Origin of the sequence: Methylomonas sp. LW13 (genome assembly GCF_016865255.1) — a bacterium.
Lineage (GTDB): Bacteria > Pseudomonadota > Gammaproteobacteria > Methylococcales > Methylomonadaceae > Methylomonas.
The window spans coordinates 235,918-259,687 of the sequence record NZ_CP033381.1; the positions used below are offsets into that span (position 1 = coordinate 235,918).

Consider the following 23,770-nt stretch of genomic DNA (forward strand, 5'->3'; position numbering starts at 1 on the left):
CGTTGGCTAACGGCGCAAGGCGCGCCCATCTATTACGTCAATACAACAACACCCAATCGCCCGGCATCCGCAAGGCCTTGGCTTGCAGCGTGGTGGTCAGCGCGGCCAGCACAGCATCGGGGTCGGCGTTGTTGAAGACACCGTTGACCACCCGCTCGGCCAACCGCGGATTGACCGCGACAATCCGGCCGCTGCGATAGCGGTTAATTTCTTCCAATACTTGCGTCAAAGGTTGGCGGTGAAACACAGTTTGGCGTCGTCGCCAGGCCAATGCATCGTCGTTGTCGAGCCGAGCAACGGCTTGCAGCCGGCCTTGCCGGTATTCGGCTTGCTCGGCGGCGTGCACCAACGCCTTAGCACTATCGGCGTCAACTTCTACGGTGCCTTCGCTAACAACGACGCGCAACTCGTCGGCTTGTTTACGAACGCTGTAGGCGGTACCGACGGCGCGCGCGGTCGCCTGACCGCCGTCGACGACGAACGGCCGTTGCTTATTAGGCGCGACTTCGAAATAGGCTTCGCCGCGCAACAATTCGATCTCCCGCAAGTTGTCGCTGTAACGGACCGCCAGTGCCGTATCGGTGTTCAAAGTCAGCCGAGAGCCGTCTTCCAATTCGATACTGAGTTGCTGACCGGCTGCGGTATGGTAATCGCTGCGCCAGTTTTGCCAGTGCTCCGGTAAGCGCCAGCCGGCCACCAGCAACAACAGCCCCAGGCAGGCTGAAGCAAAACGCAGCAGGTTTCGGCCGCTCGCCGACGATTGTAAGCGCCCCACACCCAGCGCCCTTCCGGTGGAAAAAGTCTCGGTTTTAAATTGGGCGGCATCCGCTTGCAGGCGTTGTTGAACCCGCTCCGCCGGCTGTTGCAGCAGGCTCCATAGCTTGCGGGATTTATCGTAGGCTTCGGCGTGCCGAGGATCGGCGTGGTACCAAATTTCAAATTGGCGGCGCACATCGTCGCTGACGTCATCCGCTTGCAAGCGGGCAAACCAGGCGAGTGCCTGGTCCGAGAGCAAATCGGAAGACGCGGATTGGAGCTTATCGGACATGGTTGGGAGCGCGAAGCGTTGAGCCGAGGCAGGCATGATGCCACGATTTTAGAACGGGGTTAAGTTGCATGATACGAACGCACGGCGCATCAAAGGAAATCGATGCGGTCTTTCAAATGCTTCAAGGCCTTGTACATATGGGCCTCCACGGTACGTATCGATATGCCCAGCTCGGCGGCGATTTCGGAATAACGCTTGCCTTCCACTCGGCACGACAAGAACACCTTGCGGCATTGCGGCGGCAGTTCGTAGATGAGTTTTTCGAACAATTCCATTTGTTGCTGCCCCTCCAGCATGCTGTCCGGTTGCGGTTGTCTGCAAACGAGGTCTTCCTCGACCAAGCCGCCGTCGCGTTGCTCGTGTCTGGCCCGGCTGCGCAAATGGTCCAGGGCCAGATTGTCGGCGATGCGGAACACAAACGCCCGCTGGTTGACGATCTCGCCGTCGGCGGAATAGCGGGCGATGCGCAGATAGGTTTCCTGAATCAAATCGGCCGCGGTTTCCGCGCAATTGACCTTATGCGTCAAAAATTGCTGGAGCTCCTTCTGATAGAGCAGAAAGCTGGCCAGTAAATCGGAATCGGTAATTGCATCCATGAACACATAGTCGGCAATGAAACGTCTTCCGCTGCAGCAACTTTTAAGCCACTAACCTGGGAAGTCAGTGTTGTACGGCGCTTGATCCGTCAGTCGGCGGGATTGATGCCAAAACCCTCGAAAGCGCGACGAGCAAAGTGCGGCATATCACGCACTTTTAAATTGCGCATCCTGCTTCTAAGCACGCCTTGCGGAGCGGCAAATTCAGGCACCTCGTGTCGGTCGAAAATATTGACCACTCGTTTCGGCACCTGATAACGGATCGGAATCAGCCCTTCCGTACTTGCTTGGTCCTGGATTTTTGCCGCCAGCGAATCACCCCGGTGACGAATAGCACCGGGCAGGCCAGTCCGGTGATAAACACCAAAATCCGCCCGGTCATGCCGAAGGCCTGGCCGGAATGCAGCGGCCATTGCCAATGGGTGAAGATTTCGCCGGCCGTGGCGGTCGGCAGGCTGGGATCGTCCAAGTCCAGAATCTTGCCGCTGTAACGGTCGATTACCGTGCAGCGGCGTTGCAAGATACTGTCGGGTGCATCGACGCCGTCCTGGCATACAGTGTAAGTCTGGCTGGGATTCGGCGCGCCGTAAATCCAGTGTGGCCGGCCTGTTGGGTATTGTTTCAATGCAATAGCCACGGCTTGATCCATGCCGATGGTCGGCGCATCCGGCGTAGATGGCGTGGAATGAAACCAGTAGCGGTAAGTCACCGGCGAAAACAATTCCAGCACCGGCACCACGTTATGCGGCAACACCATGTAAACCCCGGAAAAAAGCACCGGAATCATCACCAACGCGGTGTAAAAGCCGCTGGTTTTATGCAGGTCGTAATTGAAGCGCACCTTGCCGGCACCGGCTTTAAATACCAGTGCTTGCCGCCATTTGCTGGTCAGCGGCCACCAGACGATTAGGCCGGTCAGCGTGGAGATGATCAATAATATGCCGGACAGGCCGACCACTACTGTGCTGATGTCTTTGGGCAACAATAAGGCATAGTGCAACTTGAACATTAGGCCGATGAAGGTGTTGGGCAACCAATCGCCGGATCGTTCCTGGAGCTGTTTACCGGTGACTTTCGCGGTGTAAGGATCAACGCCTACTTCCCAGCGTTCCACCGCACCGTTGGCATCCGCCACCGCGAAGCGCAGCTTGAAGCTCGCAAACTCGTTACGCGGATACGTGGCGAAGTTGTGTTTGGCTTGTGGTGGCATGGCAGCTTTGCCGGCCGCGAAAATTTCAGCCAGGGGCCGATACTCGGCATGTTCCGGCGGTTGTACCGTCAACATCTCGGGATGCAACGATTCGTCGATCTCGGGATAAAACACCAAGACGCTGCCGGTGATGCCGTAAATAGACAGTAACAAGCCAAGCGTCAGCCCCAACCAAAGATGCACGGTTAGCCAACGTTGGCGGCGGGCTTTGAGGCGGGCAAGCGAATGGTGCTCTGGTTCGCTGCGAACGATAAGGCCGGATTGAGGATTGGTTACATTCATCGCAGTAACAGATTTGAGTTGAGAATTTGAAGAGTCAGGGCTTTGTATCCAAGCTCACCAACCCTTGTTTTTATGTGTTTCATTTGGATAAGACGTTTCCCGGCCAAAATTCCTCACGCGCTACGAGTTAGACCGGCAAGGCGTTAATCGGAATTTCTCCAAGCCAAATACCTTTACCTTGAAACCAAGCCGATCATGGTTTGAACTGGCTCACCATGATCGGCTTGATAGGATTACCGAGCCATCCGGCGTCAGAACTCCACGCGGATCGAGCCCATGAAATTGCGCGGCGCGCCCGGCTGAGTCAAATAGCTGTTAAATGCCGATGTTTCGTAAATCGTCTTATCCAACAGATTATTGACGTTCAACTGCGCGGTCACTTTAGACTTGCCTATCTCCCAGGAATAGCCGAGCAAGGCATCGACTCTGACGTAGCCCGGCATTTGCCAATTATTCAAATTATTACCTTGGCGCTCGCCAACCAGATACGCGCCGGCGCCAACATTTAGGCCACGCAAAGCGGGATCTTGAAATGCGTATTTGGCCCAGAAGCTGCCCGAATTTGCCGGCACGTTCCATAGCTTGCGGCCTTGATTACCGCTGTTATCCTGTGTGATGACTGCGTCGGTATAGGCGTAAGTCGCGATCAAGTTCAGGCCATCGGTAATCTGGCCCGATATGTCTACTTCGATACCACGGCTGCGGGCCTCGCCGGTTTGCACGGAAAACCGGGTATTTACCGGGTCCGGCGTCGCGATGTTTTGTTTGGTCAATTCGTAAAAGGCAACGGTGGTCATCAGCCGCTTATCGAACCATTCGGTTTTGAATCCAACCTCGTGCTGCTGCGCGGTTTCGGCATCCAGCGGTTTGCCGGTTGATGCCAACGCGCTGTTCGCCCCGCCCAGCGATTCCGTATAATTTCCGTACAGTGATAGCCAGGGCCAGGGTTGATAGACCACACCCACGCGCGGACTGAAAGCCTCGTTTTTAACTTCAGTCTCACTGTTTCTGGCAGCTGCGATGGAAGTCGAGGCTGCGCCGCTGCTGCGCGTTGCCCAATCGTAGCGCCCGCCACCCATGATATGCAGCTTGTCAAACAGGGTGATTTGATCCTGAAAGTAAGCGCCGTACCAATATTGTTCTAAGGTGCTGAAATTATTGAAACCCCGGCTGGCAGCGGATGGAACCTGTCCGTAGACCGGATTAAAAATATCAACCACCGGCCTATGGCTGGCGGGAGCGGGCGCACCAAAGAACCCCTGACCTTCAAAGTCTTCCCAAAAGTAATCGAATCCCGCCAATACCCGATGCTCGGTTCCAAATAGTTTGAATTTGCCGGTGAGATCGATACTGGTCGCGACGGTATCGGTAATGTCGATGGGCCTATCGGTCACATTTCTTACCGAGGTGCGATTATTCGCGGGATTGACCGGTCCTGGGAAAAATGAAGAATTGTTGATTTGGTAATCCAGCTTGTAGTAGTGAAAGCGATGCTGGATTTTCCAATCGTCGTTGAATTGGTGCGACCAATCAAACCCGATCAAAAACTTGTCGAATACCGATTTTTCATTATCCGAGCCAAAACCGTAGTAACGGCTGATCGGTACATTGGCCGGACGGTTGCCCTGTACCGGCAAGCCGGTATAACTGGTGCGGGTATCGTAGAGATACTCCAAATTCAAATTGATTTCGGTGCGGTCGCTGGGCTTCCATGTGAGGGACGGCGCGAAAAACACCCGTTCCTGATCCATTTTATCGATGAAAAATTCATTGTTTTGATAGGCCAAATTGACTCTGTAAAGCAAGGAACGGTCTTGGTTGATCGGTCCGGTTGCATCGGCTGTAGTACGGAACATATCGTACGAACCAAACTGCTGCTCCAATGCGTAATAAGGGGTATCCAACGGTTTTTTGGTAACAATGTTGATCAAGCCGCCCGGCTCGATCCGACCATACGCCGCCGCAGCCGGACCTTTCAGAACTTCCAAGCGTTCCAGATCGGCAACCTCTTGTACGGCACGCCGGATGCGCAGTCCGTTCCGATAAACCGTGGTGGTGCCATCGGTCTGAAAACCGCGTAACTGAAAGCCTTCGTACATCGGGTCGGTCGCCCAGTTTATGCCGCTGACATTTTTCAGCGCATCCTTGATTCGAATTGCCTGTTGGTCTTTCAATATCTGCTTAGGAATGACCTGTACCGACATCGGTAATTCCATGATCGGCGTATCGGTTTTCGTGGCGGCGCTGGCGTTGGGTAGGTGATAGTCCGAGTTATAGGGATCGTTAGGGTCCGACAGGGTTTTGCCCAGCACCGTCACACTCGGCAAAGTTGTCGTACCGGCTGCCGATTGCGGTTCGATTGGCTTTGCCGACTTTTCCAGCGTCACGGTGCCATCGGTCGCGGTTTGTGGTGTCAGACCGGTTCCGCTCAACAGTTTGTCCAGCGCCTGTTGCGCTGTAAAGCGGCCTTGTACGGCGTTGCCGCGCAGGTTGCCGGCCAATTGAGAGCTGAAGAACACCTTGATGCCGCTGGTTTCGGAAAATTGCAGCAAGGCATCCGCCAACGGTGCGGCCGGGATGGCAAACTCGATGGCAGTTTCCGCCGCACACCAGGGGCTGGCGCTCATCGCGACGGCAAAAACGGTTAAACAGAACGGGTTAAAGGGCGGTATTGTGCGCTGACTCATTGGGCATCCTGGCTTGTGATTGTGATGACGGCGGTTGGCGAGGGAAGGTGTTCCGTCGGCGTATCCGCAGGGGTTCCAAAGCAAAGACGAAGGGAGGGATGGGTTTTATAACCTGGCTGAGAAAATATTTTTGGCCGAGGGCGCAGCGCAATGCCCTCAGCGACCGGATGGGGCCTAGGCTCGGCGCCACGCCGCTCCGTAAAAGCTATGAAATTCACCCGGTCAATAATCCCGTGTAGGCAGTACTGGCGAATTTATCCAGGGCTTATTGGCAGGGGCTAAAAATTATTAATCCGGCCCAAAAATGCCGTTCACCTTTATGCCCCTGAGGGTGCGAACGGCATTTCACCGATAAATAGGGCCGGGTCAATAATGGCGGTGCAGAACGATTAATGCGTCGGTCAGACGGGTTTCGCTAACCGCCAAGGTGGTCTCGATAACCGTCAACGCCGCTTCCGGGTCGTTGGCGTCGAATACGCCGGTCACCAAATGCGCGGCCAAGTCGGGATCGGCGATGACGATTTTTCCCGGACGGTAGCGGTTTAGATCGTCGATGACTTGTTGCAGCGGCTTTTCCTTAAACACCAGGCGCCGCTCCTGCCAAGCGGCGGCTTGCCTGAGATTGGCCTGTTCCGGCGCGCCGCTTTTACCGTCGAGCGACGCGACGCGCTGACCCTCCGGCAGGCGCTCGATGGTCGCGCCGTCGGCAAACGCAACGCGCACACTGTGCTCGTAAACGGTGACTGCCAGGTCGCCTTGCCACTGTTTGACGTCAAATGCCGTGCCCAAGGCGCGAACCCTACCGCCGCCGGCAACGACCTCAAACGGTCTTGCGGCATCGGCGGCCACTTTGAAATAGGCTTCGCCGCCGTGCAATCGAATCACCCGCTGCTGTTCGGAAAAATCCACCGACAGCGACGAAGCGGTATTCAGAATCACCATCGAGCCGTCGCTGAGCTGAATTCGGCGCTGCTCGCCGGTGCCGGTGCGGAAGTCGGCAAAATAGCCGGCGTTAAACGCCCAGCCCAAACATAATGCCAGCATCAGGCAGGCGGCAATGGGCCAGCGCCATAGACCCGCCCCGGCCGCAGCTGCTCTGCCGGCTTTTTGTACTGATCGTTCGATTCGGCGAACTTGGGCCGGATTCAAGGTCTCCACGCGCCGAAAAAAAAGCTGTGTTTGTTGCCAGGCTTCCAGGTTCTCTCGGCTGGCCGCCAGCCAGGCCAGCCACAATTTTTCCTGCTCACTGTCGTAGAACGGCGATTCGCGCAGGGCCAGCCAGTATTCGGCTTGCTCTTCGGCGCTGGCGTCGGGAAAAGGCGGGAAGGAAGGGTTCATATCGAAAGTGGCTGTGCTGTCAACTCGGTGTCCTGATTATAAAACGCTTGTTGGTAAACTCAGGCCCGATGGGCAAAAACTATTAATTCGGCCCAAAATGCCGCTGGCCCTGCGGGTGTTGAAGGATTCAGGGTCAAAGGCGTTCCGGAAGTTGTTATCGACGGTTTGATAAACAAACCCGGTCAATCCAGATCGCCAACCTTCGCTCGGCAGTGGCGCATGGCCTGGGTCAAATATTTAAAGATCATGGTTTGTGATATGCCCAGCCTTTGTTCCACCTCTGCGTAACTGCAATGCTTGAGTTTGAGCAAGATAAACACTTCTCGGCATTTGGGCGATAAATCATCCAACGCAGTGACCAGTTGCTCTAGTTGTTGTTGCGACATGACAGTCCGTTCGGCGGATAGCGCAGATTGTACGCCTACTTCAGCCTCGTCATTTTCGGCGGCTTCCAGATCTGGGCCGGTATGGCGGCTGTGGCTGCGCAGATAATCGGTAGCCAGATTGGCGGCGATGCGGAAAATGAAGGCGCGGGGATTTTCCACGCTATCTTTGCCGCCGTAACCGGCATAGCGAATGAAGGTTTCTTGAAAAATATCCTGCGCCGTATCCGTACAGCTGATGCGTTGCGATAAAAACCGCAACAATTCGTGGCGATGCTTGTGCATCAGATCGGCAATGTCGGCGGCAGTCAATTCAAGCATGGGATAGTTTAGGTAGGCGGCCAAATAGGGTGTTGATTAAACCGGCCCTATTTGTCGCGGGTATGCCGTTCGGGCTGGCTCAGTACCTTAAGAGCGCTAAGGCGAGCGACATTAAGGGCTGGGTTAATAAGCAAGCAATATTTGCACCCAAACTTAGAAAAGAGAGGTTTTTTAGCGTGAGATTGTCCGGAAAGCCCGCCGGGCTTGAGGGACGGCGAAAATCGCTAAAGGCAATTGGGAGAAGTCGGCGGGCAATACGCGGCGAAACAACTGGATAAACTGTGTCATATCCCGCGTTTGGGAATGCTGGCGAAGGGCTCGGGACGAGCGGAATATCTCAAGGTCAATCTGCTCTTTTAGGGGCTTGTTTAGTCGAGGGATAAACTGACCAGGCGTACTTTCTTCTGAAGCGGATCGGTCCAGGCCACAAAAGCTTGCTTGCCGACGCGGGCCAGCGCCAGGTATTTGCTGGGCCATTTCGGGAAGCTGCCGCGATATACGGTGGTTTGCCGGCTGATTTTGCCCTTGCTGGTCACTTTCGCAACCCTTAGCTCATCGTCGGGACCATTGCGGCCGCGCCAGCTGACCAAGGCCGAGCCGTCGTCCAGCAGCAAGGCGTTGGTATAGCCGCTGGCGTCGGCATCCAGCTCGATAGGCGAATTAAAATGCGCGCCTTGGTCAGTGGAGAAAGCCAATTTCACCCGGCCTTTGCCGTCGGCGGCAGTGAACCAAGCCGCCACACCGGCGGTGGGCGTCAGATCAATGGATGGCCCATTACTGGGGCAACCGCCGATCACCCAGCCGTCCGCATGCACGTTAGCGATTTGCGGATTGCCGCCAGCCTGCCAGCGCACCGCGCTGATGTCGCGAATTTCCCCGGTGGCATGATCACGGTAGACCGTGACCAGTTGCTCGCCTTGTGCGTCGGTATAGCTGCGGCAGCAGGAGCAGACATCGTCATCCAGCACGATCTCCGGGCTGGCTTGCCAGTTTTTGTCGATGACGCTTGCCATCAGTTGATAGCGGTTGGTTTTTTTATCAGCCGCCGGGTCGTGGCTGGCGTGGCGCATGTCGGTCCAGACCAGCGCCAGCCGTGCATCGGGAAGCGCGGCCAAAGACATTTGTGCGTCATAAATTCGTGCCGCGTCGCCGTATGGTTTTAACGCCGGACTCCAACTCAAGCCACCGTCGATAGAACGTGCCAGTAAGATGTCCGCCGCATAACGATCAGTAGCACCTTGCCGATAAGGCATCCAGGCCGCCGCCAGGCTACCGTCGCTCAAGCCGATCACCACCGGCGGATCGGCCAGCTTGCCTTTCACTTGGACGACGGCGAGCGGGATGCTCCAACCCCCTTCTTCCAATATCGCAAACTTGGCGGTACTGGTTTCGGCGTCGGTTTCCACCCAGCTGACAATCAAATGCTCATCGGCGGTCTTGGCCAAATGGTGCTGCTGGCTGAAACCGGCCACCGGCAGGTCCAATTCGCGGAACGGCAGCGGTTTGGCCAATAGCGATTGGCTGATGCCGGCAAACAGCAACAGGCCGGCAAGGGTGTTTGTAATCAATTTGGCGTGGCGCATGATGGTTCTCGACGGTGGCGGACAGGTGGGCAATTTACCTCAATATTCCACCCGAATCGAGCCGATAGCCGTCAGCGGCGCACCGGGATACACGCCGAGGGCCGGCGCGACGTTGGAATCGGGGTCGGTGGACTCGTAATATTCCTTGTCCAGCAAATTGCGGATGTTGAACTGGGCGGTGATGCGGGAACCGCCGACTTTTTGCTTATACGCCAAAAAAGCGTCCAGCCGCACATAGCCCGGCATTTGGAAAGTGTTGGTATTGTCTCCCTCGCGTTGGCCGGCAGCAACACCGCCAAAACCCGCGCTCAAACCGTCCTTGGCGGCGTAGCCGTTCATATCGTAACGCAGCCACAGGCTACCGGAATGCTCCGGCACGTTGCTCATTCGATTGCCCTGAGTGCCGCCGCTGTAGTCCTTGATGATCCTCGCATCAGTAAACGCATAGCTGCCGATCAAACTGAATTTGTCGGTCAAATACCCGGTGGCGTCCAACTCAATGCCTTGGCTGCGTTGCAGGTTGGCGATACGGTCGAAAGGATCGGGGGTTGCATTATTGGCAACCAGAATATTGTCTTTTTCCAGATGGAAATAAGCCAAGGTTGCCAATAGCCGTTGGTCAAACAATTGAGTTTTCAAACCCACTTCGAATTGCTCGCCGATCTGCGGATCAAAACTGCGGCCATCAGCGGCTGGCGCGTTGTTAGCGCCGAACGAAGTGGTCCAGTTGCCGTAAAGACTGAGTTCGTCCATGGCCTCATAAAGGATGCCGACTTTAGGGCTGAAACCTTGGTCCTCGCGTTTGAACTGGTTGATACGACTCTCGGCGGTAGCAAAATCAAAGCCGTTGCCGCGGCCGGTTTCGGTCCAGTCGTAACGGCCGCCGCCCATGATATGCAGCTTATCCCAAAAGGTGATTTGATCTTGGAAATACACCCCGTACCAGCTGTTGTAGATTGAAGCGCGATTACCGATGCCGCCATTCGCTGCGGTGCCGAATGTGTCGCCGGTAGTCGCAAATCCGCTATTGAATGTCGACTGGGAAATGCCGTAGCTGGGATAGGGGTTGTAGATGTTGATCGCCAATGCCGGATCGGCGCTCTTCCAACGGCCGTCGCCGCCATACTTGTTGAATGTGCGGTAAAAGTCGAATCCGACCAACATGTCATGTTTTAGATCGCCGGTTTGAAATTTGCCGGTGAGATCCAGGTTGGTAGCGTAATGTTCTTGATCGGTGATTTGCCGGAAGATATTGCGTTGCATCAAGCCGGTAGTCTGGTTCAACGCTGCTGCGGCGTCAAATGCGGGCCCCGGATTGACAAACGTAGTACCTCCTTCCGCGAGACTGGCCAGAAAGCGGTTGTGTATCGCCCAGTCGTCGTTAAAGCGATGGTTGATTTCGCTGCCGATTTTGACGCCGGATTGCTCGCCGTTCGGCGTATTCGGATCGCCCAGGTTACGACTGATCGGAATTGAGGCCGGGCGATTGCCGATAAATGGAATGCCGAAATCGGCCGGTGCGGTCTTTTCGGTGCCCTCGATATCCAGCGTCACGTCGGTGTAATCGCTGGGCCGCCATGTAATGCTGGGATTGAACACCATCCGGTCCACCGACACGAAATCCCGGAACGAACCGTTACTTTGGTAGGCGCCGGAAAAACGATATACCAAAGACTTGTCGCTGGTCAGCGGCCCGCCGGCATCCCATTGGGTCCGGTAGTGGTCGTAGTTGCCGAACTGCTGTTCCAGCGAGTAGTACGCCGTATCCAGGCCGCGTTTGGTGGTGAGATTGATCATGCCGCCGGGTTCGGTGCGGCCGTAAAGTTGTGCCGGACCTTTGATCACTTCGATATTTTCAAGGTTGGCGGCGTCGAAGTCGCCAAAGAAGGCCTCGCTGGCCATTAAGCCGTTACGGTAAATGTTGTTGTTGCGAAAGCCGCGCACGATGAAGCCCACGCCACCACCCAGCGAGGGATTAGCGCGCACGCCGCTGACGTTTTCCAGCGCATCCTTGACCTTGGTGGTTTTCTGGTCGTCCATCACTGCACGTGACACCACTTGCACGGACGTGGGATTCTCCATCAATGGCGTGTCCGTTTTAGTGGACGCAAAGGATTTTGTCACCGCATAGTCCTTGCTGTAAGGGTCGGCGGCGTTGCTGCGGGTGCGATTGCCGGACACCGTGACCGCCGACAAGGTTGAAACATCGTTGTGCGAATCCGGCGCTTTTTGCAGCGTAATGGTGCCGTTACCGGTGGCACCGGCTACCACGCCGGTGCCGGCCAACAGTTTTTGTAAAGCTTGTTGGGCCGTCAATTGGCCGCTGACACCGGGCGATTTCAAGCCTGCCGCCATTTCCGCCGGATAACTAAGCTGTACGTTGGCGGCGTCGGCAAAGGCATTTAATGCGCCGCCTAAGCTTTGTGCGGGGATGTCGAAAGCGATGTTTTGTTCGGCGGCAATGACGGCAGGTGTGCTGAGCACAGCGGCGATTGTCAGCGACAAAGGCCAACGATTATATTGCGTCGGCTTGCCTTTGCGGTGGGCTTTGCGGAACGGATAAGATGCCATTAGATTCTCCCTTAGCGAATGAATTGATCCCCCGAAAGATTGGGGTTGCAATGGAGACGGGCGAAATGCGTTTTCCCTCAGCTTGACGGTAAAACTATTTTTTGAAGCTAAGAAGATATGGCTGAATGGCGGCTAGCTTTGTCGGGCGATTTGGCTAGGCGATAAGCTTTGCGATGCTCAAGCGATCACCACCAGCCACGGTGTAAATCGGTAAATCCGGATTGGCAGGGTTTGTTGTAACGACTCCAGGGTTTTATCGGTGTCGCGAATATCAAAGCGGCCGCTGACTTTCATGTCCTGCGATACCTGATTGCGGATTATCAGGCTACCGCGCCGATAGCGGCCAATTTCCGCAATCACCTTCTTGAGCGGCACATTATCGAACGAGACGCTGCCTTTTAACCATGCCGTGGCGTTGTCGGCGGGCTGGTGGCGGATTTCGCCTTGGTGGCGAGCGCCGACCTCCACGCTGTCATTGGCGTTCAATGTGGCCGGATTTTGCCGATCCCGGCTGACTTCCACCACCCCATTCACCACGCTGACCGTGTCGCTGTCGGCGTCTTCCTTAACCACGAAACGTGTACCCAATACCCGTGTGTTGCTGTAGCGGCCATCCACTTGAAAAGGATGTTGAGAGTCGTGTTGCACCTCAAAAAATGCCTCGCCCCGGACTAGCTGGACATGGCGCCGGCCATTACGCATGTTAACGTTAAGCGCGGTACCGGAGTTTAAAGTGACTTGGCTGCCGTCGCTGAGCTGTACGGTTTTTATTTCGCCGACGGCGGTGCAGTAGTCGGCCTGCCAGCAGCTTAATGCCGGCTGATAAATAAGCGCGGCGATGACCAGGCAAGCGGCTGCGGCTAACAACGGTTTGGCGCCGGGGGCGATACCTAAACGCCGCCTTGGGCTGTTGACTGGTTTACTATTCAGCGAAATCTGTGGCGACAGCGTGGCGGCGTCCAGCGTGGCGTGGAAATCGGCATCCTCCCAAAATGCAGCGATTTCGGCATAGGCCTCGCGGTGAGCAGGGGCGGCTTGGTGCCAGATTTGAAATAGCCGGCGTTCGTCTGCCGCTACCGACTCGGCACGCAGCCTCACAAACCATGTCATCGCCTGCTCGCTAATGGCATCAGGCTTATCAGAGTCGGCGGACGGTTGGTTTTCAGTCATGGCTGCATTATAAGACGCTGGGCTAGGCGTATGCCTGGGTAATATCGGTACGACGGTTAAGGCGGCAAAAACCTCAGTCGGTCCGATACGGGCGGCCAAAATGACTGCCTAGCTGTTTGCGGCAATACATTAAGCCTTTGAGGATGTGTTTCTCCACGGCGCTCTCGGAAATATCCAGAAAATTAGCCACTTCCCGATAACTCAAGCCATGAATTTTATGCAGGATAAATGCATCACGGCAGCGCGGCGGTAACTCGTAGATGGTTTGTTGCAACAGGGTGCGCCATTGCTGATCGGCTAATTCGGCTTCCACTCCGGCCAGTTGCGGCTCATCCAGATGCCGCGTCGCTTCCTGATGACGCTCGACGACTTTATGGTGGCGCAGGTGATCCATCGCCAGATTGCTGGCGGTGCGGTATAAAAATCCGCGCGGGTGGTCTATGGAGGTATCGTTGGCGGTGCGGGCCAAGATCAGATAGCTTTCTTGCAGCAAATCTTCCGCGGTTTCCGGGCATTTGACTATTCGCAGCAAGTGGTGCAGCAGCTCCTTGCAATGCAGTCGATACAGCGAGCTGATGTCCGGGGTCATGAGGCAGGGTTGGGTTTCAGTGGTTTCAGGAGCTCCGTCCCATGCCTGATTCGTGCCAGTAATGATTCAAATGCGGACCAAGGCGCTGAATATCCTGATATTGCTGGCTTGGAGCAAAGATCGGCGGTTCGCATTCGCGCTACCCGCACACATTTAACTGGTGTTGAATAGGTTATATGGCGCATCTGGCGCGGCATATAACCTATTTTTTGATGGTGGCCGGTACGATACCGGAAAGCAAAATAGGGGGACTGATTAGCGGATTAGCGAAATGCCGAGAAAAGCGTTCGATGTGTCGGGGCCTGCAATGTCAGTAGCAGCCACTTAGTTGCCATGAATTTTTGTGCCTCACCTCCTGTTTTCTGCCTGTCGTGCGTCAAAACAACGATAGTCATTATTTAACAACAGCGAGGGAAATTCATGGCGTTGAAACAAACATTTAGCGGCGGCCTGTTTGGACATGCTTCGGCACTGGTATTAGGGGCTGTGTTGGCGGTTTCCGGTACCGCGGTGGCAGATAGTGTCAGTCGGGCTTTCAGTATCCCCGCAGGCTCTCTGTCTACCGCGCTGAATCGCTTGGCGGAATCCGGCGGCTTGCAACTGGTCTACGACACGGCAATCACCGAGGGTCTGCAAAGCAAGGGCCTTAGCGGCCATTACACCCCGGAAGCCGCGTTGCAACGTTTGCTGGCAGACAGCGGATTGAGTTACCGCATGGCTGAGAGCGGCAATATAGTGATCGAAAGGCAGTCTCTGAATTACAAACAGGACCCTACGGCCTTGCCGGCGGTGAATGTGGTGGGCAAAAAGGTATATGACCCTAACGACCCATTCAGCCAGTTCTATGCGGTGCCGAATGCATCAACGGCGACCAAAACCGATATTGCGATCATGGACACCCCGGTATCTATCCAGGTTGTGCCCAAATCGATCATGAACGATCAACAAGCGATCCGCATCGAAGACGCCTTGACGCAAAACGTCAGTGGGGTGCAACGGGCTTACGGTACGGCGGATATGTACGAAAGCTTCATTATTCGCGGCTTTGCTTCCGACGATCAAATGTACCGCAATGGTTTCAGGCGCTCGATGGGCAAGTTCGATCCGGCGAATATCGAACAGCTCGAGGTGTTGAAAGGCCCGGCATCCGTGCTTTATGGAAGGTTGCAACCCGGCGGTATGGTTAATTATGTGACCAAAAAGGCGTTGGATGTGCCTTACTATTCCTTGCAGCAGCAATTTGGCTCCTTCAGTGAATTTCGTACCACGGTGGATGCAACCGGGCCGCTGGATAAGGATAAAACCCTGTTGTACCGGTTTAATGCCGCTTACGATGAAGGCAATTCTTTCAGAGATTTTGTTGATCACGAGCGGGTATTTATTGCGCCGAAATTGACTTGGCGGCCCAACGACCGCTTCGAGGCCAATGTCGAAATAGAGAAACGCCATGAAAATTACACGGAAGATTATGGCGTTCCGGTATCGGGCAATCGGCCTATTACAAACCGCAGATCCTTATTTACCGGCGATCCGTCCATTAAACCCAGCCAAGACACTACGCTGATTTATGCGGATTGGAGCTTCAAATTTAATGATGACTGGGGGCTAAGGCATAAATTTCAGTGGGACGAGACCGACATCGTATTCGGCGGCGTTGCGCCTAATAGTAAAATTAACGCGGATGGGCATACTCTGGATCGATTTGGCATCCTCGGCACCAGTAACCGCCGCTCTTACTCTACCAGCCTGGATCTCACCGGAAAGTTTCAAACTTTCGGCCTCAAACATAATGTTTTAGTGGGGGGCGATTGGTTCTTTTTTAATCAGGATGCGCCGGACAATAACTTTAGTTACGGCACCATACCCACATTCGATATCAACAATCCCCAATACGGCAATTTCGACATGGCGGCTCTGCGCGCCGAGCCCGCCAATTGGTTTTGGCGCTCGCGCGACGATTGGTACGGGGTGTATTTTCAAGACCAAATTACCTTGTGGGATAAGCTGCACATCATGGGCGGCGGGCGTTACGATATGGCAGGTTACGGCGGCTACGGCGGTACCTCCTGGGATGAAACCAAGGCTGGATTCAGCATGCAACACGAAGATAAATTCAGTCCGCGGGTAGGTATCGTTTACCAGCCTTGGGATTGGTTGTCTGTATATGGCAATTACGTTGAATCATTCGGTACGAATAACGGTCGTTCCGCTACCGGCGGCAATTTTGCACCGCAAGCGGCCGAGCAGTATGAAATCGGTTTCAAAACCGAGTTTTTCGATAAACGCCTGTCGTCAACAGTGGCGTATTATCATTTAACTAAAAATAATCTGATGACTTTCGACTTGAGCACGCCGGACCCCACCGATCAAAAAACTATCGGCGAGGCGCGTAGTCAGGGCATTGAAGTGGATATTAAAGGCCAGATTACCGATGAATTCAGCCTGGTGACGACCTACGCTTACACCGATGCAAGATATACCAAGGATTACAGCGGCTTGCAGGGCAATCGGTTGTTGAATGTGCCTGAGCATCAAGCCAGTCTGTGGGGTACTTATCAATTCACTGAGCACTTCAAGGCCGGTCTCGGCGGTGTAGTCGTCGGCAAACGCGAAGGCGACAATACCAATACCTATCAATTGCCAGGCTATACCCGGCTGGACGCCATGATGGCGTATGTGCAACCTATAGGTAAAACTCGTCTGACCGCGCAAGTCAATGTCTACAATTTGCTGGATAAGGAATACTACACCGGCTCAACTTCTTGGTTGCCTACCGCTAACGTTGGTGCCCCTATTTCCGCCATGGGATCATTGAAATTGGAATATTAATTCAATACGGGTTGATGGTGCTGCTGATAAAGCGGTGCCATTAGCCCCTTTTGAATATCCTCGTGTGAATATCCCCGTGCGAGAGCTTTATTTGGGATAGAGGATGGGCGTATGGACAACTCAGTCTTGCGGCTCATCGCCAACTCGATTTGAATTTTTACTGATTATTGAGCAGGCAGGAGGTATAGAGGGCTTCGTCATCCCTGCCCGGATAAAAGCGGTTTTCCGCGCTTTTATCCAGGTATCCTTGGCGTCTTGTTTTCCATGTTCACGGGGGAGAGAACTTAAACATCCTTGACACCGGTCTTTATATAACAATATCCATGCCAAACCCTGAAGGCTACGTGATCCAGGATTTTTCGCTAAAATCGACGGCCATTCTGTTAATTTCTATGTTATTTGCCGCAATAAAGGCTTTGCTTTGCGGCATTTCCCGCAAAAGCCGCAGTTAGTCAATTCCGTGTTCAATCATGGATAATAAACATCCCAGTCACAACGCTCGAATCGCTCGTGAAGCATTTCCGTCATCCGGCCCGCTATCGCCAATTTTGGCGCCAACCCAAAACGGCGCTTTCTTTACCGCAACGTTGCAAGCGCGGATTGGTTTATGCGGCGCTGTTTTTTGTGCTCAGTTCGCTGCTGCTGGTAGGCGTATTGCGGTACCTGCCGGCGCCGACGTCGGCATTCATGCTACATCAGCATGTTGACGACCTGGTCGAAGGCCGACACTATAGAGGCATTGATCAGCGCTGGGTCAGTCGCCGGCATATTTCGCCGCACGCCTTTGCTGCGGTGGTCGCGTCCGAAGATCAATTGTTTTATCAGCATAACGGCTTTGATGTTGACGCCATCACCAAGGCTTTTAACCAATATTTGCGCGGCGGTAAACTGCGTGGGGCCAGTACGATCAGTCAGCAAGTCGCGAAGAATTTGTTTTTAAGCCCGGCTAAAAACTTCGGGCGTAAGGCGCTGGAGATCTGGTTTACGTTATTAATAGAGGCTATTTGGGACAAACAGCGGATTCTGGAAATGTATTTGAATATTGCCGAGTTCGGCGATCATTTATTTGGCATAGAAGCGGCCAGTCGCCGTTATTTCGGTATTTCCGCCCAGCAGTTATCTGCCAATCAGGCTGCGCTGTTGGCGGCGACATTGCCGAACCCTATATTGCTAAAAGCCGATCAGCCCAGCGCTTATGTACATAAACGCCAAAGCTGGATCTTGGGCCAGATGCGGGTATTGGGGAATTGATCGCTTGTTAATCCTCTGCATCCTGATTATTCTGCGCGTCCTCGTCAGAGAGCGGCAGGCCGGACGCATCGGCAATCAGTTCTTTCAGATATTTGTATAACAAGCGCGCCGACTTAGGTGGTTTGGCTTCCTTGGCTTCTTTTTGCGCGTTGCGCTGCAATTGGCGCAAATGTTGGCTATCCGCGCCCGGAAATTCTTCCATAAATTGGGTCAGTTGCTGATTGCCATTGGCTGCCAGCAACAAATCGCGCCAGCGTTCGGCCTGATGATGTTCTCTGACCGCATGGGCGCTGCGATTTTTCATCCGCGCCAGTTTTTCATGAATCGCGGCGGTATCCAGCTTCCTGAGCTGCGCGGTGATATATTTCAACAAGCGTTTTCTAGCGGAGTTTTGCCCCATTTTGCCGGCGTCGCGCAGGGCTTGTTCTATGTTCTCGGGTAATTCGAATTCGGCAATATGTGCAGGGGATAGAGCGCATATTTCCTCGGCCATCGCAAACACTTCGGCTATTTCTTTTTTGATGCGAGTCTTGTTGGGACGTATCGCGTAATATTCGACCTCTTGTTCTTCTTCGTCGCTTTCGCCGTCGTCCTCGTCATGGGGTTCGTCGTAATAATCTTCTTCGAATTCTTCTTGGTAATCTTCGTCGTTCATGTCAAACCATTGCTATTAAGAAAAGCACGAACATCACCACCATCAGCAGTGGCCCAATAACGCTGGGCCAATCGGATGGTGTTTGTTTGCTACGCGCGATTGCGGCTTTGATGCCAGGCTGCATCCAGAACAAAAGCAGCAGCGCCAGGGCGCCGAGTATCAGGTTTTCCCAGGTTGACAGCATGATGTGACCGCTTTGTTGTGAGTGAGGGACTTTGCTATGCGGCATTCTAGCAAACCTTGCCACGCAATAAGACATTGCTTGCTGCGACACATTAAAAGTTGTTTGTCTGGATTTGTCGCTAAGCGATTATTGCAGTTGGGTAAATTCAGTTATTCACAGAAGCTGTGGATAACTCTGTGTATTAAATGTCGAAAGCCTTTGCTGGTCCCCGGTAGCTCTGGGCTGCGGTCAAATTGTATATTATTAGGTCACTATCATTAGTTAATAATAATCAATGATTTACAAATGATACTTTGTATTTCAACGAGTTATTTTGTCAAGCGTTTTCTGGTGTTGTCGTAAACAGTTTTATGTGTATAACTTGTTTACACGCCAAGCAAATTTGCGGCCAAACTGTGTTTTTTGGCGAGTCTTTAAATGGGCTGGCTTATATGGTGTGCGTAAATTTGCGATAATGGCCGGTTTTTAAAAAAGAGTCATTTCATGTGGTTTAAAAATCTTGCAGTCTACCGTTTTACCGAGCCATTTACTTTGGATGCTGTTGCTTTGGAGCAAAAACTGCAACAACAGCCGTTTCGTTCCTGTGGCAGTCACGACGAGTTTAGTTTCGGCTGGACCTCGCCACTGGGTAGAGCTTCGGATGCGCTGGTACATGCCAATAACGGCTTCTTGATGCTATGTGGCAAAAAAGAAGAAAAAGTGGTGCCTGCATCGGTGATCAACGAAATGCTGCAAGAGCGAATCAATGAAATTGAAGAACGCGAGGCGCGCAAATTGCCGGCGAAAGAACGCAGCCGCATTAAGGACGAATTGATATTCGAACTGTTGCCGCGGGCGTTTTCGTTTTCCCGCAAAACCTATGCTTATATCGATAGTCAAGGCGGCTGGTTGGTTGTGGATGCGGCATCGGCTAAAAAAGCCGAAGATATGCTCAGCCAATTGCGTAAATGTCTGGGTTCCTTGCCTATCGTACCGCTCACCGCTACCGCCAAACCGGCTAGCGTGATGACGCAATGGTTGATCGACAACACCTCGCCTAAAGATATTTTGATCGAAGACGAATGCGAGCTGCGTTCGCCGGAAGAAGAAGGCTCGATTATTCGTTGCAAGCGTCACGACTTGGCCTTGCCGGAAATCAAGAATCATCTGGATAGCGGCAAGCAAGTGATTAAGCTGGCAATGAGCTGGGCCGAACGCATTTCGTTTGTGTTGGATGAGAACTTGGCGGTCAAGCGGCTAAAGTTTCTTGATCTTATCCAGGAGCAAGCCGCGGATATTGAGGCATTCGACGAAGTCGAGCAGTTTGATGCCGATTTTTCTATTATGACGGCGGAACTTGCTCAGTTTTTGCCGCGTCTGCTTGAATTATTTACTGCTGAAGGTAACGCCTAATGAAAACCCGTTTGTTATTCAGTTTGCTGCTGACAGCCAGCACTGTAGCGTCGGCACTGACGCTGCCGGCACCGGATAGGCCGGGTGACAGTTTGATAGGCAATCCGCCGCATGAGGTCAAATATGTCGCGGCCAAGCAGGAAGACACGCTGATTGACATCGCCGTCAACTTCCGGCTGGGTCAGGACGAAATCGTGCTGGCCAATCCCCATGTTGACCGTTGGTTGCCGCGCGAAGGCACGCAGGTGCGGATTCCCAGTAGCTTTATACTGCCCAATGCGCCGCGCCAAGGGATCGTGATCAATCTGCCGGAAATGCGTATTTATTATTTTCCGGATTCTAGCAGGGTCGTAACCTATGCGATCGGCATCGGCCGGGAAGACAACTGGAAAACACCGCTAGGTAAAACCCATATAGCCGGTAAAACCGAAAATCCTTCTTGGACTCCGCCAAAATCGATCATTGCCGAGCATTTGGCTGATGGCGATGTGTTGGAGCCTTATTATCCACCCGGCCCCGATAACCCGCTGGGGCTGTTTGCGTTTAAACTTGGCATATCAGGCTATCTGATTCACAGCACCAACAAAACCAACGGTGTCGGCATGCGGGTAAGTCACGGCTGCATTCGAATGTATCCGGCCGACATCGAGCAGTTTTTTCCGATGGTCAAGGTTGGTACTCAGGTCAATATTGTTAATCAATCCATTAAGGTGGGCTGGTATCACGACACGTTGTATATGGAGGTCTATCCGGAAATGGAAGAAACGCCGGCTACTTATGAACAGCGCTTGCATACGGCATTGAACTTGATAGAGCAAGCCAACGGTGGGCAAATGCCGGTAATCAAAGGTTCTGTTTTAAAAGCGGCAGTAGAAAAAGCGACGGGTATTCCGGTGGCTATTTATGAGCGTCCTACCCAGACGCCTCCTGTCGTGCAAGGCCAAGCTGCTCCGGCAGCAAAATAGAGGCAACAAAAAAGCCCGTGGCCTTGCGGCTCACGGGCTTTTTAAAATCAACAACAGCAATAATGCTTATTTGTGTTGTGATTTTTTGAACATACGGTCCAATTTGCTGTTGGTGTCTTGAGCATATTGAGCAGCACGGTTAGCAGCAGCTTCAGCAGCAGCAGCTTTTGCAGCAGCTTCAGCAGCAGCGGCTTTAGCAGAAGCGGCGTCAGCAGATGCAGTAGCAACTTTGCCTTCCAAAGTGCCAACTCTTGCGTCCAAAGCTTCCAGGTCTGAAGTGCTTGCGCAACCGGTTGCCAAAGCTGCAATTGCAACAACTGCTGATAATGTAATAGCTCTCATCATGGTTTTCCCCTTGATTGTGGTTTCAAAAAATAATAAATGAAAAACGGTGGTAATTGTCCAACATTTTTTTGGATTTTACCAACATTATTTCACCGTTACGAGTGTCCCTTTTTCTACCCATTGACTTAACTGATCAATTTGATCATTAGTCAACGCGATACATCCGTGTGTCCAATTCATGGATCTGTGGATGGACAGACTACCGCTGCCCAAACCATGAATACCGATTTGCCCACCGAGATCGGTATTTTGCGGCGGAATTTGTCCGGCAGAATGCGCTCTGGCAATAGCTTCGTAAGTGTCGAGATCGATTTTTCCTTTTTTCAAGGCATTATCGGCATTGTCTACATTGGGATAGGTCAGGCCGAAGAATTTACGGAAAGCGCTTCTTTCGTTGATCCAGCCGATCCGATAGTTACCGAGCGGCGTGATGTCATCGCCGCGATGATTCTTTTCGCCGGCGCCATTGCGGCCAATAGCGATATTTTCCAGCACGGCAACTGTCTTGTCGCCCTTTCTGACTTCCATGCTTTGCGTCTGCGTATCGACCAACAACCAAACATCCTGGTCAGCGAAACTGCGTGCTGATACGGTACAACCCATCACAATCAAAACACCTAATAATTTTTTCTTTATCATGGCAATCTGTAAATCATCAAAGTTTTGGTGTAATTTAACCCTTTCGAAACGAGGTATTACAAAGGGTAGCATATGACAACAACAATCACCAAAACGACTCCCTACGATGATCAAAAACCCGGTACATCGGGCTTACGCAAAAAAGTCAAAGTCTTCCAGCAACCCAAATATCTAGAGAATTTCGTCCAATCCATCTTCGACAGTCTGGAGGATTTTCAGGGCAAAACCTTGGTGATTGGCGGCGATGGCCGCTACTTTAACCGTAAAGCCATCCAGATCATTATAAAAATGGCGGCAGCCAACGGTTTCGGTGAGCTCATTATAGGCCAAGGCGGCTTGTTGTCCACTCCTGCCGCATCAAATATTATTAGGAAATACAATGCGTTCGGAGGTATTGTTCTATCAGCTAGTCACAATCCCGGCGGCCCTGAAGAAGATTTTGGGATCAAGTACAACGTCGGCAACGGCGGCCCGGCTCCGGAAAAGTTTACAGACAAACTGTACGAGAATACCAAAACCATCACCGGTTACAAAAAAGCCCGTTTCGGCGATATAGATTTAGACCTTATCGGTGAAGTCGAGAAAGGTGGCGTGAAAATTCGAATTATCGATTCGGTAGCCGATTACGCTGAATTAATGGCCAAGATATTCGATTTCGACCTGCTCAAACAAAGCATCCATAACGGCTTTATCACCTTGCGTTTCGATGCGATGCACGCCATCACCGGGCCATACGCCAAGCATATTCTGGAAGACACCCTGGGCGCGGCGCCCGGCTCGGTATTTAACGCGGTACCGCTGGAAGACTTCGGTGGTGGCCACCCCGATCCGAACATGGCTCACGCTCACGAACTCTGCGAAATCATGTTCGGCGCCGATGCGCCTACGTTTGGTGCGGCATCCGACGGCGATGGCGACCGCAATATGGTGATGGGCGCGAACATATTTGTTACTCCCAGTGACAGCTTGGCGATTATGGCCGCCAACGCCAAGTTGATTCCGGCTTATGCCAAAGGCATTAGCGGCGTAGCCCGCTCGATGCCGACCAGCCAAGCGGTTGACCGGGTTGCCGACAAATTGAGCCTGCCTTGCTACGAAACCCCAACCGGCTGGAAATTTTTCGGTAACTTGCTGGATGCCGACAGAATTACTATCTGCGGCGAAGAAAGTTTCGGTTCCGGCTCCAATCATGTCCGCGAAAAAGACGGCTTGTGGGCGGTGCTGTTCTGGTTGAATTTAATCGCGCGCAAACGCGAATCGGTGGAAGATATTGTCCATGAACACTGGCAAAAATACGGCCGCGACATTTACTGTCGGCACGATTACGAAGCGGTCGATTCCGACATTGCCAACGGCATTGTCGCGCATTTGCGTGGTCAGTTAAGCAGCCTACCCGGCAAAAGCTGGGGTGATTACGAAGTCAAATTTGCCGATGAGTTCAGTTACACCGATCCGGTCGATGGCAGTGTCAGCAGCAACCAAGGCATCCGCATCGGTTTTGTGAACGGCTCGCGCATCGTGTTCCGGCTGTCCGGTACCGGTACGGTCGGCGCTACTTTGCGTATTTATTTGGAACGCTACGAGCGTGATGTCAGCAAGCACGATCAGGATGCCCAAGTCGCGCTGGCGGAATTAATAGAGATTGCCGAGCAGCTCTGCGAAGTCAAAAAGCGTACCGGCAGGACCGAGCCTGACGTTATTACTTGATCGAACCCGGCGGCATAATACGTTA

19 protein-coding genes are annotated in these 23,770 nt (G+C 53.2%); 5 read left to right on the forward strand and 14 right to left on the reverse strand.

Annotated elements, in window-relative coordinates; all coding sequences use genetic code 11:
* Positions 1-37: 37 nt before the first annotated feature.
* The 10 genes from JL719_RS01020 to JL719_RS01065 form a co-directional block, all read right to left on the reverse strand.
* Positions 38-1,048 carry a FecR family protein gene (locus JL719_RS01020; protein ID WP_033158273.1) on the reverse strand — a complete coding sequence of 337 codons (1,011 nt, stop codon included), beginning with the start codon at positions 1,046-1,048 and terminating at the stop codon, positions 38-40.
* Between the two features lie 89 nt (positions 1,049-1,137).
* A complete protein-coding gene (locus JL719_RS01025; protein WP_033158272.1) occupies positions 1,138-1,644 on the reverse strand; it encodes an RNA polymerase sigma factor in 507 nt (168 codons plus the stop codon).
* Between the two features lie 268 nt (positions 1,645-1,912).
* Complete coding sequence (locus JL719_RS01030; protein ID WP_051670272.1) at positions 1,913-3,136, reverse strand: PepSY-associated TM helix domain-containing protein; 1,224 nt, start codon at positions 3,134-3,136, stop codon at positions 1,913-1,915.
* 251 nt (positions 3,137-3,387) lie between these two features.
* Positions 3,388-5,823: a TonB-dependent siderophore receptor gene (locus JL719_RS01035; protein ID WP_033158271.1), complete on the reverse strand. Its 2,436-nt coding sequence runs from the start codon at positions 5,821-5,823 to the stop codon at positions 3,388-3,390.
* A 366-nt stretch (positions 5,824-6,189) separates the two neighbouring features.
* A complete protein-coding gene (locus JL719_RS01040; RefSeq protein WP_033158270.1) occupies positions 6,190-7,161 on the reverse strand; it encodes a FecR family protein in 972 nt (323 codons plus the stop codon).
* 182 nt (positions 7,162-7,343) lie between these two features.
* Positions 7,344-7,865, reverse strand: coding sequence for an RNA polymerase sigma factor (locus JL719_RS01045; RefSeq protein WP_033158269.1), 522 nt, complete (start codon positions 7,863-7,865; stop codon positions 7,344-7,346).
* 368 nt (positions 7,866-8,233) lie between these two features.
* Positions 8,234-9,448 carry a sialidase family protein gene (locus JL719_RS01050; protein WP_033158267.1) on the reverse strand — a complete coding sequence of 405 codons (1,215 nt, stop codon included), beginning with the start codon at positions 9,446-9,448 and terminating at the stop codon, positions 8,234-8,236.
* Between the two features lie 39 nt (positions 9,449-9,487).
* Positions 9,488-12,019, reverse strand: coding sequence for a TonB-dependent siderophore receptor (locus JL719_RS01055; RefSeq protein WP_033158266.1), 2,532 nt, complete (start codon positions 12,017-12,019; stop codon positions 9,488-9,490).
* Between the two features lie 177 nt (positions 12,020-12,196).
* Positions 12,197-13,189 (reverse strand): FecR family protein, encoded by a 993-nt coding sequence (locus tag JL719_RS01060; RefSeq protein WP_033158265.1) that lies wholly within the window; start codon positions 13,187-13,189, stop codon positions 12,197-12,199.
* A gap of 73 nt (positions 13,190-13,262) precedes the next feature.
* Entirely contained in the window at positions 13,263-13,778 is a 516-nt protein-coding gene (locus JL719_RS01065; protein WP_033158264.1) for an RNA polymerase sigma factor, read from the reverse strand.
* Between the two features lie 420 nt (positions 13,779-14,198).
* Here JL719_RS01065 and JL719_RS01070 point away from each other — a divergent pair, with 420 nt between their 5' ends.
* Positions 14,199-16,607 carry a TonB-dependent siderophore receptor gene (locus tag JL719_RS01070; RefSeq protein WP_033158263.1) on the forward strand — a complete coding sequence of 803 codons (2,409 nt, stop codon included), beginning with the start codon at positions 14,199-14,201 and terminating at the stop codon, positions 16,605-16,607.
* A 510-nt stretch (positions 16,608-17,117) separates the two neighbouring features.
* Entirely contained in the window at positions 17,118-17,858 is a 741-nt protein-coding gene (mtgA, locus tag JL719_RS01075; RefSeq protein ID WP_033158262.1) for a monofunctional biosynthetic peptidoglycan transglycosylase, read from the forward strand.
* 7 nt (positions 17,859-17,865) lie between these two features.
* Here mtgA and yjgA read toward each other — a convergent pair whose 3' ends face one another.
* Both yjgA and JL719_RS01085 read right to left on the reverse strand, forming a co-directional pair.
* Positions 17,866-18,513, reverse strand: a complete 648-nt coding sequence (yjgA, locus tag JL719_RS01080; protein WP_033158261.1) for a ribosome biogenesis factor YjgA — start codon at positions 18,511-18,513, stop codon at positions 17,866-17,868.
* Position 18,514: 1 nt separating this feature from the next.
* Positions 18,515-18,742: a hypothetical protein gene (locus tag JL719_RS01085; protein WP_225892965.1), complete on the reverse strand. Its 228-nt coding sequence runs from the start codon at positions 18,740-18,742 to the stop codon at positions 18,515-18,517.
* A gap of 438 nt (positions 18,743-19,180) precedes the next feature.
* Here JL719_RS01085 and rdgC point away from each other — a divergent pair, with 438 nt between their 5' ends.
* Positions 19,181-20,089, forward strand: coding sequence for a recombination-associated protein RdgC (rdgC, locus tag JL719_RS01090; protein ID WP_033158260.1), 909 nt, complete (start codon positions 19,181-19,183; stop codon positions 20,087-20,089).
* Positions 20,089-21,054: a L,D-transpeptidase family protein gene (locus tag JL719_RS01095; RefSeq protein ID WP_033158259.1), complete on the forward strand. Its 966-nt coding sequence runs from the start codon at positions 20,089-20,091 to the stop codon at positions 21,052-21,054. The genes rdgC and JL719_RS01095 overlap by 1 nt, the downstream gene beginning before the upstream one ends.
* 66 nt (positions 21,055-21,120) lie before the next feature.
* Here JL719_RS01095 and JL719_RS01100 read toward each other — a convergent pair whose 3' ends face one another.
* Positions 21,121-21,399, reverse strand: coding sequence for an Lpp/OprI family alanine-zipper lipoprotein (locus JL719_RS01100; RefSeq protein WP_165385904.1), 279 nt, complete (start codon positions 21,397-21,399; stop codon positions 21,121-21,123).
* A gap of 84 nt (positions 21,400-21,483) precedes the next feature.
* A complete protein-coding gene (locus JL719_RS01105; protein ID WP_033158317.1) occupies positions 21,484-22,038 on the reverse strand; it encodes a L,D-transpeptidase family protein in 555 nt (184 codons plus the stop codon).
* A gap of 72 nt (positions 22,039-22,110) precedes the next feature.
* Here JL719_RS01105 and JL719_RS01110 point away from each other — a divergent pair, with 72 nt between their 5' ends.
* Positions 22,111-23,745 carry an alpha-D-glucose phosphate-specific phosphoglucomutase gene (locus JL719_RS01110; RefSeq protein ID WP_033158257.1) on the forward strand — a complete coding sequence of 545 codons (1,635 nt, stop codon included), beginning with the start codon at positions 22,111-22,113 and terminating at the stop codon, positions 23,743-23,745.
* Positions 23,746-23,770: the final 25 nt, after the last annotated feature.

Bases quoted from the DNA above. Each gene is read 5' to 3' on its own strand.
- JL719_RS01025 (WP_033158272.1), bottom strand. From the start codon at position 1,644: ATGGATGCAATTACCGATTCCGATTTACTGGCCAGCTTTCTGCTCTAT.
- JL719_RS01020 (WP_033158273.1), bottom strand. From the start codon at position 1,048: ATGTCCGATAAGCTCCAATCCGCGTCTTCCGATTTGCTCTCGGACCAG.
- JL719_RS01100 (WP_165385904.1), bottom strand. From the start codon at position 21,399: ATGATGAGAGCTATTACATTATCAGCAGTTGTTGCAATTGCAGCTTTG.
- JL719_RS01060 (WP_033158265.1), bottom strand. From the start codon at position 13,189: ATGACTGAAAACCAACCGTCCGCCGACTCTGATAAGCCTGATGCCATT.
- yjgA (WP_033158261.1), bottom strand. From the start codon at position 18,513: ATGAACGACGAAGATTACCAAGAAGAATTCGAAGAAGATTATTACGAC.
- JL719_RS01055 (WP_033158266.1), bottom strand. From the start codon at position 12,019: ATGGCATCTTATCCGTTCCGCAAAGCCCACCGCAAAGGCAAGCCGACG.
- JL719_RS01095 (WP_033158259.1), top strand. From the start codon at position 20,089: ATGAAAACCCGTTTGTTATTCAGTTTGCTGCTGACAGCCAGCACTGTA.
- JL719_RS01085 (WP_225892965.1), bottom strand. From the start codon at position 18,742: ATGCCGCATAGCAAAGTCCCTCACTCACAACAAAGCGGTCACATCATG.
- JL719_RS01050 (WP_033158267.1), bottom strand. From the start codon at position 9,448: ATGCGCCACGCCAAATTGATTACAAACACCCTTGCCGGCCTGTTGCTG.
- JL719_RS01070 (WP_033158263.1), top strand. From the start codon at position 14,199: ATGGCGTTGAAACAAACATTTAGCGGCGGCCTGTTTGGACATGCTTCG.
- JL719_RS01030 (WP_051670272.1), bottom strand. From the start codon at position 3,136: ATGAATGTAACCAATCCTCAATCCGGCCTTATCGTTCGCAGCGAACCA.
- JL719_RS01045 (WP_033158269.1), bottom strand. From the start codon at position 7,865: ATGCTTGAATTGACTGCCGCCGACATTGCCGATCTGATGCACAAGCAT.
- JL719_RS01040 (WP_033158270.1), bottom strand. From the start codon at position 7,161: ATGAACCCTTCCTTCCCGCCTTTTCCCGACGCCAGCGCCGAAGAGCAA.
- rdgC (WP_033158260.1), top strand. From the start codon at position 19,181: ATGTGGTTTAAAAATCTTGCAGTCTACCGTTTTACCGAGCCATTTACT.
- JL719_RS01065 (WP_033158264.1), bottom strand. From the start codon at position 13,778: ATGACCCCGGACATCAGCTCGCTGTATCGACTGCATTGCAAGGAGCTG.
- JL719_RS01105 (WP_033158317.1), bottom strand. From the start codon at position 22,038: ATGATAAAGAAAAAATTATTAGGTGTTTTGATTGTGATGGGTTGTACC.
- JL719_RS01110 (WP_033158257.1), top strand. From the start codon at position 22,111: ATGACAACAACAATCACCAAAACGACTCCCTACGATGATCAAAAACCC.
- JL719_RS01035 (WP_033158271.1), bottom strand. From the start codon at position 5,823: ATGAGTCAGCGCACAATACCGCCCTTTAACCCGTTCTGTTTAACCGTT.